We start from the raw sequence: 14,213 nt of genomic DNA on the forward strand, positions 1-14,213 counted from the left end.
ATGGGTCGGCTCGTCCGGTGGCTGCAGAGCCATTGTTCCGGTGAGTGTCCTGGGAAAAAGGGTTGGCGCAGCGTCCTCCCTGTCCCGTAAGTTCTGTGCCGCAAGCCGTTGAACGCGTGAACTTTCGCGTGAACTTTCGCGAGAACAGGAGGTGAGGACCGTGATGACTGTCATTGCGCCGGGCGCTGCCTGGAACCGGAAGCTCATCCATCCCACCCCTGTGGTCTCCGGCTGACCGACCTCTTCTTCTCGCGCGTGGTGCGCGTGGCCGGGACCGCTCTTTCTGAAGGGTCATCCCGTTGTTCGACCTTGATTTCTCTGCTGCGCACCCGTTGACCGCCTATGGCTGGGACGACGGGTTCGCGGAGTGCTTCACCCCCTATGCCGGGCAGGGGTTCGTGCCCGGCCGTATCGTCCGCGTGGACCGCGGACGGGTGGATGTCGTCGTGCCCGAGGGCGAGGGCACGGTCGAGGGCGAGGGTGTCCGGACCGTGCTGGCGGACACCGCACTCGTGGCGACAAGCGATCCGATGCGGGTGCCGTGTACGGGCGACTGGGCCGTGATCGACCTGGCGAACGGGCTGACCGGGGACCATCTCGACGGTGTCGTCAGGGCGTTGCTGCCGCGGCGTACGGCGTTCTTGCGGTCTGCTTCGTCCAAGCGTTCCGAGGGGCAGATCCTCGCGGCGAACGTCGATCACGCGGTGATCGCGGTGTCGTTGGCCGATGCGCTGGACCTCGGGCGTATCGAGCGGTTCGTCTCGCTGGCCTGGGAGGGCGGGGCGCAGCCGCTGGTGGTGCTGACGAAGGCGGATCTGGCCGGAGGGCCGGACACGGTGGCGCATCTCGTCGCGGACGCGGAGTCCGCGGCTCCCGGAGTGCAGGTGCTGGCGGTCAGCTCGGCGACCGGTGACGGGATCGATGTGCTCTCCGCCGTGCTCGCCGGGGGGACATCCGTACTGCTGGGGCAGTCCGGTGCGGGCAAGTCCACGCTGGCCAATGCCCTGCTCGGTGCGGAGGTGCAGCTGGTGCAGGCGATCCGCGACCGGGACGGCAAGGGGCGGCACACCACGACCACCCGGGATCTGCGGGCGCTTCCCGGCGGCGGGGTGCTGATCGATACACCGGGGCTGCGCGGTGTCGGAATGTGGGATGCGGGGGCCGGGCTGGCCCGGACATTCTCGGATGTCGAGTCGCTGGCCGAGGGGTGCCGCTTCCACGACTGTGCGCATGAGGCGGAACCCGGCTGTTCGGTGCAAGAGGCCGTTGAGAGCGGGGAGTTGCCCGTGCGACGGCTGGAGAGCTACCGCAAGCTGCTGCGGGAGAACCAGCGCATCGTGGCGAAGACGGACGCCCGGCTGCGCGCCGAGATCCGCCGGGACTGGAAGCAGAAGCAGGCGCTGGGGCGGCACATGATGGAGCGGAAGCGGGGGCCGCAGAGGTGAGGCGGGGCGGGGAGGCCTCGCGCCGGGGAGGGCGAGGGGGAGCGGGAGGGGCGGGGTAGTGCCGGTCGTGGGCCTGCCCTCCCCCCCGTCAACGCCTGCACTCCCCCCTCGCCAACGCCATGTCCGATTCCCGCCAGTCAGAGGGCCGGGCGCGGCGCAGACTGAAGGGGTGAGGGACGACGAGGCCAGGTACGAAGCGGTGTCCAGCCGGGACGCGCGGTTCGACGGGGAATTCTTCTTCGCGGTGGCGACCACCGGCATCTACTGCCGGCCGAGCTGCCCCGCGGTCACTCCCAAGCGGGTGAATGTGCGGTTCTTCCCGTCGGCCGCTGCCGCGCAGGCGGCCGGGTTCCGGGCCTGCCGCCGGTGCCGGCCGGACGCCGTGCCGGGGTCGGCCGAGTGGAATGTGCGTGCCGATCTGGTGGGCCGGGCCATGCGGTTCATCGGGGACGGCGTGGTCGACCGCGAGGGCGTCGGCGGGCTGGCGCGGCGGCTGGGGTACAGCGCGCGCCAGGTGCAGCGGCAGCTGACCGCGGAGCTCGGTGCGGGGCCGGTGGCGCTGGCGCGGGCCCGTCGCGCACATACCGCGCGGGTCCTGTTGCAGACCACGGAGCTGCCGGTCACCGAGCTGGCGTTCGCGGCCGGTTTCGCCAGCATCCGGCAGTTCAACGACACCATGCGGGAGATATACGCCGGCACGCCCAGCGAGCTGCGGGCGGCGGCCGGGCGTGGGGGTGGCGTCGGTCGTGGGGATGGCGCTCGCGGTTCCGTCCGAAGCGGGGCCGGAGCCGGGTCGGGAGGAGTCGGCCGGCCGGAAGGAGTCCGCGGTCCGGGAGGAGCCGGCGTCGGGGGTGGCCCGGCGCCGGCTGGGATTCCGCTTCGGCTGGCCTACCGCGGACCGTACGCGGCGGCCGAGATCTTCGACTTTCTGCAGGTAAGGGCGGTGCCCGGCATCGAGGAGGTACGCGGTCCCCGTGGCGCGCGCACCTACCGCCGTACGCTCCGCCTCACCCACGGCAGCGGGATCGCCGAGGTCGACGAGCCCGGTGGGCCCGCCGGTCGGCACCGGCCACCGGCGGGCCTGGTGTGCCCGGCGGCGCGCGGGGCCGGCGGTGGCTGGCTGGAGTGCCGGCTGCGGCTGGCCGATCTGCGGGATCTGCCGACGGCCGTGCAGCGGATCCGCCGGCTGTTCGACCTGGATGCCGACCCGTACGCGGTTGCCGAGCGGCTGGGTGCGGATCCGCTGCTCGGTCCGCTGGTGGCCGAGCGGCCCGGGCTGCGGTCACCGGGCGCGGCGGACGCCGGCGAACTCGCGGTACGGACCGTGCTCGGTGGCCCGCCGGAGCGGGCCGCCACGCTGGTGCGGAGGTACGGCACCCCGCTGGATGCGGCGGACGGCGAGCTGACCCATCTCTTCCCCGAGCCCGGCGAACTGACCGGCGTGGAGATCGCGGAGCCGGTCCGTACGCTGTGCACCGCACTCGCCGACGGCGCGGTGCTGCTGGACGTGGGCACGGACCGCGACGTCGCCGAACGGGCGCTCGCCGCGCTGCCCGGGGTCGGCCCGCGGGCGGCCGCCTACATCCGGATGCGCGCGCTGGGCGACCCGGATGTGGCGGACGTGGGGGCGGCGGCGCAGGGGAGGGACCAGGATCCGGACGGGCACGAGTACGGGCACGGCCATGGGCACGGACATGGGCGCGGACATGGGCATGGGCATGAGTACGGCTACGGGTACGGGACGGTGGGGCCGGCCGCCGCATGGCGGCCGTGGGGTGCGTACGCCCTGCACCATCTGTGGCACGCCGGGCTGCTGCCGGCGGGGGAGATGCTGACGGGAGCGGCGCCGGGAGCGGCGGAGGGGCCCAGGCTGTCGGCGCGTTATCGGGCGGCGGAGAGGGCCAGGCCGTCGGTGCCTTATCGGGTGACGGAGGTGCCGTCCCCGATGGTGAGGGCGGACCTGCCTGCCTGCGCCGTGGACGTCCGGGCCGGATGACGCTGAAGCCTGCCGGACCGAGTCACGCTGAGGCCCCGTCGGACCGGGGCATTCTGCGGCCCTGCCGGACAGGGGCATGCTGCGGCGCGCCGGGCCGGACGACGCCGTAGCCCGCCGGGCCGGGGCACGCCGTAGCCCCGTCGGACGGGGAGACTCCGTAGCTCCCGGGCCGGACGACGCCGTACCCCGTCGGACGGGGAGACTCCGTAACCCCCGGACCGGGGCACGCCGTAGCCCCGTCGGACCGGGAGGCTCCGTAACCGCCGCACCGGGGCACGCCATAGCCCGCCGCGCCCGATGACGCCTCAGCCCGCCGCCACCGCGCCCGCCCACGCTCCGACGACCAGCAGGCAGGCGAACAGCTCGATCAGCACGCTCAGGCCGATGGCACGCATGGCCGTACGGGTCGAGGCCCAGGCGTCGCCATGGCTGCCGAGCCGGACCCGTTCCAGCAGGTAGAGGCCGCCGACGGCGCCCAGCGGGCCGCCGATCACCGGGATCACGAAGAACCCCGCGATGCCGGCCACCCCGGCCAGGAACAGCGCCCGGTACGGCGCGCCCGCGGCCCGCAGGTTCCGGACCGGGAGCAGCCACTTCAGCGTCTGGTTGAGGAGCAGTACGGCGGTGGCGCCCATGAGCACCACCCAGGCAAGGGAGGACTTCTCGGACAGCGTCCACCACAGCACGCCCGCCCAGACGATGAGCGGTCCGGGGATACCGGGCACCAACACCCCGAGCAGCCCCAGCAGCATCACCAGGCCGACCGCGACCAACTGCCACACACTCATGCGCCGGCCCCGTATCGCCCGGCCGGTCCGCCTTCGCCGGGCATGCCCCTTCTCCCGGCCCGCCGGCCGCTGCTCCTGGCCCGCCCGCTGCCCTCGCTCACGCGCCGGCCTCACTCCCGGCGGGCGCACGCCCCGTGACGGCTCGTGCGCTGCAGACTCTCATGGGCCCAGCGTGCCGGACGCGACCCGGAAGCGCTTGCCGGCCGGCCGAACCGGGTGTACCCGGCGGGTGCTCCGTCGTCAGCCCCGCCCCTTCCGCGTCACCCGGCAAACAGACGACGCCGGACGGCGAACCGGCAGACACCCGTGACCCTCGGCCCACCGGTCCTGAGTCCGCACCCGCGACCCATCTGGGCCGCCGCAGTCCAGCGGACGACCACCCGTACGAGGCCGGCCGCCCGGTGGACGCTCTTTCGCGCCCTGTCTCGGCCATGGCCGTCCAGGGACAATACGGCCCATGAATCAGCAGGGAGCCGCGCGGGCCCACGAGGACGACTGGTGGCGGCAGTTGTACGGCGACGGCGACGGTGCAGGCGACGGCAACGGTGGCGCGGGTGGCGACGCGGGCGAGGGCGCCTCGGGCCGCGGCGCGGTGTGCGATGTCGGCTCGTCCGATGCCGGCCTGTCCGGCGCAGGCCCGTCCGATGTGGGCCCGTCCGGAGCCGCGGACACCCTCGATGACCGGGTCGCGTCCGCGCTGCGCACACTGAGAGGGCCGAGGCGGTCCGGTCCGGCGCCGCAGAAGCCCCCGGATCGCGCTACGACCGACCCGGTGCCGTGGGCACCGCCGGGCCGGCCCGCATCCTCTCCGGCCGCATCGCCTCCGGCCGCGCCTTCCCCGGCCGTGCCCTCCCGACCCGCGCCCTCGCCGGCCGAACCGTCGGCACCGATCCCCCTCCGGTCCACCGGGCCCGGGAGGCACGCGCCATCCGCCGATCGCCCGTCGCCCGGCCTCCCGCTCGCCGATCGTCCGCCTGTCAGCCGCCCGCCCATGGACCGCCCGACGGCCGACCGCCCACCGACTGACCGGCCGCCCACTGACCGGCCGGCCGCTCCGTCGCCCCGCACACCCCGCACACCCCGCACACCTCAGGACACTCCGCCGCCCACTACGGCCGACTTCGCCGGTGACCGGCGGCCCACCACGGCCGACTTCGCTGGTGACCGGCAGCCCACAACGGCCGACCTAGCTGCTGACCGGCCGCCCACCACCGCCGACCTCGCCGCCGACCGGCAGCTCGCCCCCGGGGCCGAACCGGGCGAACTGCCCGCCGCCGACCCGGCCGCCCTCGACGACCCGGTGCCGGACACCACGCTGGACGGTGCCCGGTACGGCGCGCTGACCCTGCGTGCCGCCTCACAGCGCGGCGACGCCGCCCGTCGTCGCGGCGATATACGCCGTGATGCGCTGCTCACCGCCCGCTTCGGGGCCGGCCGGCACGCCCTGATCCTGGTCGCCGTCGCCACGGGCCGGCCGTCCGCCGAGGGCGCCCACCGTGCCGCCCGGGACGCCTGCACCTGGATCGGCGGCGCGATCGGCCGCAGCTACACCCGACTGGCGGAGGACATCAGGACCGACCGTCGCGGCGCCCTCAAATCCGGGCTGCAGCGGCTCACCGACCGCAGCTACGGCACACTGCGCAGCCGGGCGCCGGAACGGGGCCTCCCACCGGAAAAGGGCGTCCCACCGGAGCGGGCCGCCCCACCGGCGCGGCACCCGGCCGCGTTGCGCTGTCTCCTGCTGCCCGCCGACCCGGACTGCCGTACCCGGGTGTTCTTCGGTGTCGGTGCGGGCGGCCTCTTCCTGCTGCGCGACGGCGCCTGGCAGGACCTGGAGCCCGCCGGGACGGACCATCTCTCCGTAAAGGCGGCGGGCACCGGCCAACTGCCCCGGCCCGCCCCGTTCCCGGCGCACGACCCGCACCCGAACGGCAGCCCCGCACGGCCCGAGCCGTTCCTCTTCCGGACCGCCTTCGCCCGTCCGGGGGACACTCTGCTGCTGTGTACCGCGGGTCTCGCCGAACCGCTGCGGGAGGAGCCCGCCTTCGCCGCCCGGCTGGCCGACCGGTGGTCCGCCGCCGGACCGCCGGACCTGGTGGACTTCCTCACCGCCGCGCAACTGCGGGCCGGGGACCACCCGAAGGACCGTACGGCCGTGGGGGTGTGGGAGTCGTAGCGCGGTCCGCACCGGCACACCGACGCGGACCGTACGGCGAGGCGCAGCGGCGAGGCGCGCCGGGACGGCACAGCAAGGGCGCGCCGGGGACACACGACGGAGGCACCGAGCAAGCACAACGGAGGCACACCGAGCAAGCACAACGGAGGCGAGCAGAGGCAAGTCGGAAGGCACAGCGGAGGCGCGATGCGGCGCCCCATGGGTTCATGGGAGAGCAGCACCCACCATGCCGGCGGGCAGCCACCCACCCCTCGAAGGAGCGAGCGCGACATGGCGAAGCAGACCGTGGCCGAGCAGTTCGTGGACATCCTCGTGCGGGCAGGCGTACAGCGGCTCTACGGTGTCGTCGGCGACAGCCTCAACCCGGTGGTGGACGCCATCCGGCGGAACTCCGCGATCGACTGGATCCAGGTCCGTCACGAAGAGGTCGCCGCCTTCGCCGCCGGGGCGGAAGCACAGCTCACCGGCTCCCTCGCGGCCTGCGCCGGCTCCTGCGGCCCCGGCAACCTGCACCTGATCAACGGCCTGTACGACGCCCACCGCTCGATGGCCCCGGTCCTCGCGCTGGCCTCCCACATCCCCTCCAGCGAGATCGGCACCACCTACTTCCAGGAGACCCACCCCGACCGGCTGTTCGCCGAGTGCAGTCACTACAGCGAACTGATCTCCAGCACCCGGCAGATGCCGCGGGTGCTGCAGACCGCGATCCAGCACGCCATCGGGCAGAGCGGGGTCGCGGTCGTCTCCCTCCCCGGCGATATCGCCGCCGAGCAGGCCCCCGAGCGCACCCTCGAACACGCCCTGGTCACCGCGCGCCCGTCCGTCCGCCCCGGAGACGCCGAGACCGACAAGCTGGCCCGGATGATCAACGACGCCGGCAAGGTCACGCTGTTCTGCGGCAGCGGTACCGCAGGAGCCCACGCCGAGGTCATGGAATTCGCCGAGCGGGTGAAGGCCCCGGTGGGCCATGCGCTTCGCGGCAAGGAATGGATCCAGTACGACAACCCCTTCGACGTCGGCATGAGCGGACTGCTCGGCTACGGCGCGGCCTACGAGGCCACCCACGAGTGCGACCTGCTGATCCTGCTCGGCACGGACTTCCCGTACGAGGCGTTCCTGCCCGACGACGTCACGATCGTGCAGGTCGATGTCCGCCCCGAGCACCTGGGCCGCCGCTCGACACTCGGCCTGGCCGTCTGGGGCGACGTCCGCGAGACGCTGCGCGGTGTGATGCCCAAGGTGCAGCCGAAGACGGACCGCCGGTTCCTGGACCGGATGCTGAAGAAGCACGCCGACGCTCTGGAGGGCGTGGTCAAGGCGTACACCCGCAAGGTCGAGAAGCACCTGCCGATCCACCCCGAGTACGTCGCCTCGGTCCTGGACGAGGAGGCCGCCGACGACGCGGTCTTCACGGTCGACACCGGTATGTGCAATGTCTGGGCGGCCCGCTACCTCACCCCCAACGGCCGCCGCCGGGTGATCGGTTCGTTCAGCCACGGCTCGATGGCCAACGCGCTGCCGCAGGCGATCGGCGCCCAGTTCCTCGACCGCGGGCGCCAGGTCGTCTCGATGTCGGGCGACGGCGGGTTCTCCATGCTCATGGGCGACTTCCTCACCCTGGTCCAGTACGACCTGCCGGTGAAGGTGGTGCTGTTCAACAACTCCGCGCTGGGCATGGTGGAGCTGGAGATGCTGGTCTCCGGGCTGCCGTCGTACGGCACCGGTTACCGCAACCCGGACTTCGCGGCCATCGCCCGCGCGGCCGGGGCCCACGGCATCCGGGTGGAGAAGCCCAAGCATCTGCGCAGCGCACTGCGCGAGGCCTTCAAGCACAAGGGACCGGCGCTGGTCGACATCGTCACGGACCCCAATGCCCTGTCCATCCCGCCGAAGATCAGCGCCGAGATGGTGTCCGGCTTCGCCCTGTCGGCCGGGAAGATGGTGCTGGACGGCGGCGTCGGCCGGATGCTGCAGATGGCCCGCTCCAACCTGCGGAACATTCCCAGGATGTAGCCCGGTGCGAGGGCACCTCAGCTGCCGGCGAGCCAGACCACCCCGGCGGTGAAGAGGGCGGTCGCCATGGCAGGTGCCGCGTAGCGGAGGCGGCGGATGCGATCGACACGGTGGAGCGCGAAGCCCACGACAACGGCCATGAGAAGAACGGCGATGGTCCCGATCGTTCCCGGGAGCGCGCCATGGCTGTACCCGAAGTTTTCGGCGTGCCGTACCCACGCGAACAACCAGAAATACTTCATTCCCCGCCCCCGGAGCCCTCACAAAAACGCACTGCTGACCGATCGAGAATAGCGGCATCTTGACTGCGCCCAGCTGCGCCCAGCTGCGCCCAGCTGCGCCCAGCTGCGCCCGACTGCGTCCAACTGTGCCCGGCTGCGCGCTGCGCCCGCGGCCGGCTCAGACCCCGGGCGGGTGCTGCGGCCGGAGCCGGAGCGTCAGGATCTGGAACGGGCGCAGCTCCACCGCCACCTCCGAGGTCGGCCCTTCCTCCTCCTCGTGCAGCGGCCGCTCCAGCAGGTCCGTGACGGTGACCCGTTCGACCGGGAAGCCTGGGGAGAGCGTGCCGCGGGCGCGTCCGCCGCGCGACTCGTACAGCCGCACCACCACATCGCCGCTGCGGTCCTCGGCGAGCTTGACCGACTCGACGGTGAGGGCCGGGTGGTCGACGCGGATCAGCGGGGGGACGGGCGGCGCGACGGCGGTCCGCAGCGGCAGGTTGAGCGCCAGCCCCTCGGCGACCGCCTCGCCGGTCCCGGCGCCCGGCAGCAGCGCATAGGTGAAGCGGTGGGTGCCCTGGTCGGTCTCGGGGTCGGGGCTGTGCGGCGCGCGCAGCAGGGTGAGCCGGACGGTCGTGCCCAGGCCCTCCGGGTGCGGGGTGCGGGTGACGTCGTGGCCGTACGTCGAGTCGTTGAGCAGCGCGATGCCGTAGCCCGGCTCGGCGACCCGCAGCCAGCGGTGCGCGCAGATCTCGAAACGGGCCGCGTCCCAGCTCGTGTTGGTGTGGGTGGGGCGGTGTACGTGCCCGAACTGCACCTCGGAGGTGGACCGTTCGGCGTGCACATCCAGGGGGAAGGCGGCCTTGAGGACCTTCTCCGACTCGTGCCAGTCGATGTCGCAGGTGATGTCGAGGCGGTGTGAGCCCGCCCGCAGCGTCAGCTCCTGAACGATCCGGGACGCGCCGAACGCCCTGGTCACCCGCACTGTCGCGGACAGCGGACCGGCCGCGGTCAGCTCCACCGACTCGGCGTCGGTCAGATCGGTGTGCCGGTTGCGGTAGTGCCGGTCGAGGTCCCAGGCGTCGTACTTGTTGGGGTGGTCGGCGTGCAGTTGCAGCAGGTTGCCGCGGGCTCCCGGCGCCAGCACCTCGCGCCCGGCGTGCAGATCGCGTACGGACGCCAGCAGGCCGTCGGCGTCGACGACCACCCGCAGCAGCCCGTTGTCGAGCGTGACGGTGCCGTCGGCGTCGCTGTCCGCCTGTACGGGCGCGGGCGGCGGGGTGGCGGAGTCCGGGCCGGGCGGGCGGACGGCCGCCGACCCCAGGGCGGGGACATGCACCGCGACCTCGGTGGCCCCGCCCGCGTCCGTGGCCGCCGGCAGCGCGACGATCTCGTCCCGGCCGTAGGGCGAGGCGTTGAACACCGTGGGCACCCCGGTCGCCGCCGTCTCCTCGCCCTCCAGCGGCCCGGGTGACCCGAGCGCCCCGAGCGCCGTCTCGATGATCCTGGTCAGTTCGGCGGCCACCGCCGCGTAGGTGTCACGGGCCTCGCGATGCACCCAGGCGATGGACGACCCCGGGAGGATGTCGTGGAACTGGTGCAGCAGCACGGTCTTCCAGAGACGGTCGAGGTCGTCGTACGGATAGGCGTAGGCACCGTCACCCGCCCGCACCGCCGCCGTCGCCGCCCACAACTCCGCCTCCCGCAACAGGTGTTCGCTGCGCCGGTTGCCCTGTTTGGTCTTCGCCTGCGAGGTGTACGTGCCGCGGTGGAACTGGAGGTACAGCTCACCCGACCAGACCGGTGCCGCCGCCCCGTACTCCGCGTGGGCGGACTCGAAGAACCGGGCCGGCGGCTCGATCCCGACGCGCGGGGAGCCCTCCAGGGAGCGCAGCCGGCGGGCCCGCTCCAGCATCTCGCGGGTCGGGCCGCCACCGCCGTCACCCCAGCCGAAGGGCACCAGGGAACGGGTGGCGCGGCCCTTGTCCGCGAAGTTGCGCTCCGAATGGGCGAGTTCAGCGGCCGCCAGCCGGGAGTTGTAGGTGTCCACCGGCGGGAAGTGGGTGAAGACCCGGGTGCCGTCGATGCCCTCCCACCAGAAGGTGTGGTGCGGCATCTTGTCGCTCTGGTTCCACGACAGCTTCTGCGTCAGGAACCACTTCGCCCCCGCCAGCCGCGCCAGCTGCGGGAACGCGGCGGTATAGCCGAACGAGTCGGGCAGCCAGACCTCCTCGGTCTCCACCCCCAGCTCCTCCAGGAAGAAGCGCTTGCCACACGCCAGCTGCCGGGCCAGCGCCTCACCGCCGGGCATATTGGCGTCGGACTCCACCCACATCGAGCCGACCGGAGCCCAGTTCCCCTTCCGCACGGCTTCCTTGATGCGCTCCCAGAGGTGCGGCTGGTGCTCCTTGACCCAGGCGTACTGCTGCGCCTGGGAGCAGGCGAACACCAACTCCGGGTACTCCGCGGCCAGATGGGTGACATTGGCGAAGGTGCGGGACGCCTTGCGGACCGTCTCGCGCAGCGGCCACAGCCAGGCGGAGTCGATATGCGCATGTCCGGCGGCCGAGACGCGATGGGCGCTCGCCGCGGCCGGGCGGCCGAGGACGTCCGCCAGCGCGGCCCGCCCCGCGGCCGCGGTGGCACCGACGTCATGCAGGTCGAGGGCGTCGAGCATGTCCTCCAGCGCCCGCAGGATCTCGTGCCGGCGCGAGCCGTCGGCAGGCAGCTCGTACATCAGCTCCGACAGCACCTCGACATCCAGGATCAACTGCCAGACCGGCTCGTCGAGCACCGCGAGATCCGCCGCGGCGAAGCGGTAGAGCGGACGGCCGGGCGCGGTACGCACATCGCCGAGGTCGGTGGGGCGGAAATCCCGCAGCACCGCCGGATTGGCGGCGGCCTCCAGCAGCAGCCGTACCTTTTCCCCGCCGCGGGCCGGCGCGGCGACGGGGACGTGCCGGTTGCGCGGATGGATGCCCTTGATCGGCACGCCCTCGGCGTCGTGGACAAGCCCCTCCGCCTGGAATCCTGGCCCGTCCCCGCTGAAGCCGGGGTCGATGACGGCCTCCACCCGCCGCCCCGCCCACTCCTTGGGCACCTCACCCGTCAGCCGGAACCAGCTCGTGGACCACGGCGGCCCCCAGGGCTCGCCGACCGCGAACGGCTCGTACGCGGCCCGCAGCGCCTCGCCCACCGGCAGTGGTTCTCCAGGCGCGTGCCAGACGGCCAGCCGCAGCGGTACCCGCGCCGCGTACTGCGCGGGCCGGATGAACTGCCCCAGCGCCCTCTCCAGACGCCCCTCCACCAGCAGTCGGTCGTCGTGCACAGCGGCTCCTCACGCTCGTACTCCCCGACGCCGCCGGGGTGCGGGCGGGGGACCGGCAGGGCTCCGGCCGTTTGCCGTTTGCCGTTGCCGGGGAGCGCTCCGGTCATCCGGGTCCCGGCCGGGGTTCCACGGCACTCCCGGGTCAGGCATACCCACTGGGCGCCGCTCGGCCCACCCGGCGCGCGGGAGGCGACGTGGCGCCCCCGCGACCCGGCGGGCGGAAGCATGGCGGCAGATCCGATGGGCATGCTGACCGTGAGGCTGTTCGAGGCAGAGCGCCGAAGTTCGTTGGGGGCGGGGGAGAAAATGCGTCAGCCTGTGCGACGCGAAGAGCGGGACAGACAGCAGGAAACGGCTGAGGGGAGCCGGAACGGGGGAATCGCCGCACGAGCGCCGGGTGTACTGGAGCGGAAGGTGCGGCATGCGGATCTGAAAGCGGTCGGCGAGGTGCGCAGGGAGCTGCGCCAACTGCTCAGCCGCTGGTCGGCGCCGGGGGACGGCGAGTTCACGGAGGTCGCGACGCTGCTCACCAGCGAGCTGGTCACCAACGCCCTGGTCCATGCGGAGGGCGGCGCCGTCGTCACGGCCCGGGTCAGCGACCGGCTGCGGGTGGAGGTGCGGGACTTTGTTCCCGGCCGTCCCGAGCCGCGCGCCCCGACCACCGACGGCACCTCCGGCAGGGGACTGATGCTGGTGCGCTCCTTAGCCGACGCCTGGGGAATACGTGCCGAAAGCCTCGGCAAGAGCGTGTGGTTCGAACTGGGCGGCGGACCGGCCTGACCCATGGGCGCGGGTGCCGGTTGGCGCGGTCCGCCGCCGGTCAGCCGAATTGCCGCTCGATCTCGGCCAACTTCTCCTCCAGGGAGTCCAGACGGGGAATGGTCTGGGTGTCGTCCTCGGCGGTGAGATCCACGGTCCGCCGGGGCCCGTCCGCGGTCGCGGCGCCCTCGGCCTCAGCGCCGGACACGGCCTTGAGGGCCGGACGGGCGCGCACCGGCAGCTCCCCGGTGAGCAGCGGCTCCCCAGCGAGCAGCGGCTCGGCATCGCCGGCTATGGCGGGGTCGGGGCCGGCCACCTCAGCGGACGCCGTCGCCGCCTGCGTCACCGCCAGCTGCCGACCGCCACCACGGCCCCAGCTGCGGTGCTGCCGGTTGATGGCCTTGAGGCGCGCCCGGTCGAGCTTGCCCTGCTCGCGCCTGCGCAGACGGTGCTGCTCCTTCTCGCGTCGGTCCTCGCGGACCTCCTCGACCGCCTCGTCCAGCGTCCGTACGCCCTCCAGCAGCATCAGCGACCAGGCCCCGAAGGTCTCCCGGGGAGCGCGCAGCCAGCGGACGATGCGGATCTGCGGCAGCGGACGGGGCACCAGCCCCTGCTCGCGCAGCGCCGCCCGGCGGGTCTGCTTGAGCGCCCGGTCGAAGAGGACCGCCGCCGACAGCGACATCCCGGCGAAGAACTGCGGGGCGCCCGCGTGGTCCAGGCCGCGCGGCGCATGCACCCAGTTGAACCACGCCGCCGCGCCCGCGAACGTCCACACCAGCATCCGCGAACCGAGCGCCGCATCACCGTGGCTGGCCTCCCGCACGGCGAGCACGGAACAGAACATCGCCGCACCGTCGAGCCCGAACGGCACCAGGTACTCCCAGCCCCCGGAGAGGTTGAGGTTCTGCACACCGAAGCCGACCAAACCATGGAAGGACAGCGCAGCCGCGACCGCCGCACAGCAGAACAGCAGCAGATAGGACGCCGACGCGAAGACCGTCTCCTTGCGGCGCCGGCGCTCCTCGCTCCGCTCCCAGGAGTCCTCACCGGCGGACCGGGCGGCCGCTCGCCTGCCCCGCACCACCAGCGCCGCGACCACCGGCACCCCGACGAGCAGCAAGACTCCGGGAACCAGCCAGTCCAGCGGTATGTCGGTCATTCTCATTCTGGGATCCCTTTGGCTCGGGTACGCGTTTTTCGCGACATCCTGACGGACGCCGTCGCCGTAACCGAGGCATTCGGAATAAGACAACGCCAAGAGGTGCCATGATGTCACCTTGATATCGAACTTGCTTTCACCGAGCAGGAGTTGCGTTCGAGTGGAATCGCTCTGGTAGGTGGCGTGGGGGATCGAGGTGCGGGGCCGAGCGTCGATTCGTGGCTGCGAAGCCGGCCGCGGGGTGGTCTGGTCGAGAGTGACCGTGTGTCCAATGCATGACCACCTCTAGGCGTCTTTGGTAACCCTGATGCTGACCTAATGCTGACGCTCG

At 72.8% G+C, this 14,213-nt stretch carries 9 protein-coding genes; 5 read left to right on the forward strand and 4 right to left on the reverse strand.

Annotated elements, in window-relative coordinates:
• Positions 1–299: 299 nt before the first annotated feature.
• The gene (gene rsgA / locus ABR737_RS35490) at positions 300–1,445 is read left to right on the forward strand and encodes a ribosome small subunit-dependent GTPase A (protein ID WP_350255172.1); all 1,146 of its coding nucleotides are present in this window, start codon (positions 300–302) and stop codon (positions 1,443–1,445) included.
• A gap of 169 nt (positions 1,446–1,614) precedes the next feature.
• Complete coding sequence (locus tag ABR737_RS35495) at positions 1,615–3,441, forward strand: AlkA N-terminal domain-containing protein (protein ID WP_350255173.1); 1,827 nt, start codon at positions 1,615–1,617, stop codon at positions 3,439–3,441.
• Between the two features lie 305 nt (positions 3,442–3,746).
• Here ABR737_RS35495 and ABR737_RS35500 read toward each other — a convergent pair whose 3' ends face one another.
• Positions 3,747–4,229, reverse strand: a complete 483-nt coding sequence (locus tag ABR737_RS35500) for a DUF456 domain-containing protein (protein ID WP_350255175.1) — start codon at positions 4,227–4,229, stop codon at positions 3,747–3,749.
• Between the two features lie 991 nt (positions 4,230–5,220).
• Between ABR737_RS35500 and ABR737_RS35505 the strand changes: the two genes are divergently transcribed.
• Both ABR737_RS35505 and ABR737_RS35510 read left to right on the forward strand, forming a co-directional pair.
• Positions 5,221–6,405 (forward strand): protein phosphatase 2C domain-containing protein, encoded by a 1,185-nt coding sequence (locus ABR737_RS35505; protein ID WP_350255176.1) that lies wholly within the window; start codon positions 5,221–5,223, stop codon positions 6,403–6,405.
• 270 nt (positions 6,406–6,675) lie between these two features.
• Positions 6,676–8,418 (forward strand): pyruvate dehydrogenase, encoded by a 1,743-nt coding sequence (locus ABR737_RS35510; protein WP_350255178.1) that lies wholly within the window; start codon positions 6,676–6,678, stop codon positions 8,416–8,418.
• A 17-nt stretch (positions 8,419–8,435) separates the two neighbouring features.
• Here the strand turns inward: ABR737_RS35510 and ABR737_RS35515 are convergent, their stop codons facing one another.
• Positions 8,436–8,660 (reverse strand): hypothetical protein, encoded by a 225-nt coding sequence (locus ABR737_RS35515; protein ID WP_350255179.1) that lies wholly within the window; start codon positions 8,658–8,660, stop codon positions 8,436–8,438.
• A gap of 157 nt (positions 8,661–8,817) precedes the next feature.
• Positions 8,818–11,964, reverse strand: coding sequence for an alpha-mannosidase (locus ABR737_RS35520; RefSeq protein ID WP_350255181.1), 3,147 nt, complete (start codon positions 11,962–11,964; stop codon positions 8,818–8,820).
• A gap of 402 nt (positions 11,965–12,366) precedes the next feature.
• Here ABR737_RS35520 and ABR737_RS35525 point away from each other — a divergent pair, with 402 nt between their 5' ends.
• Complete coding sequence (locus ABR737_RS35525) at positions 12,367–12,744, forward strand: ATP-binding protein (RefSeq protein ID WP_350257054.1); 378 nt, start codon at positions 12,367–12,369, stop codon at positions 12,742–12,744.
• A gap of 40 nt (positions 12,745–12,784) precedes the next feature.
• Here the strand turns inward: ABR737_RS35525 and ABR737_RS35530 are convergent, their stop codons facing one another.
• Entirely contained in the window at positions 12,785–13,888 is a 1,104-nt protein-coding gene (locus ABR737_RS35530) for a DUF2637 domain-containing protein (RefSeq protein WP_350255182.1), read from the reverse strand.
• Positions 13,889–14,213: the final 325 nt, after the last annotated feature.

The sequence above is a fragment of the Streptomyces sp. Edi2 genome (assembly GCF_040253635.1).
Classification (GTDB): domain Bacteria; phylum Actinomycetota; class Actinomycetes; order Streptomycetales; family Streptomycetaceae; genus Streptomyces.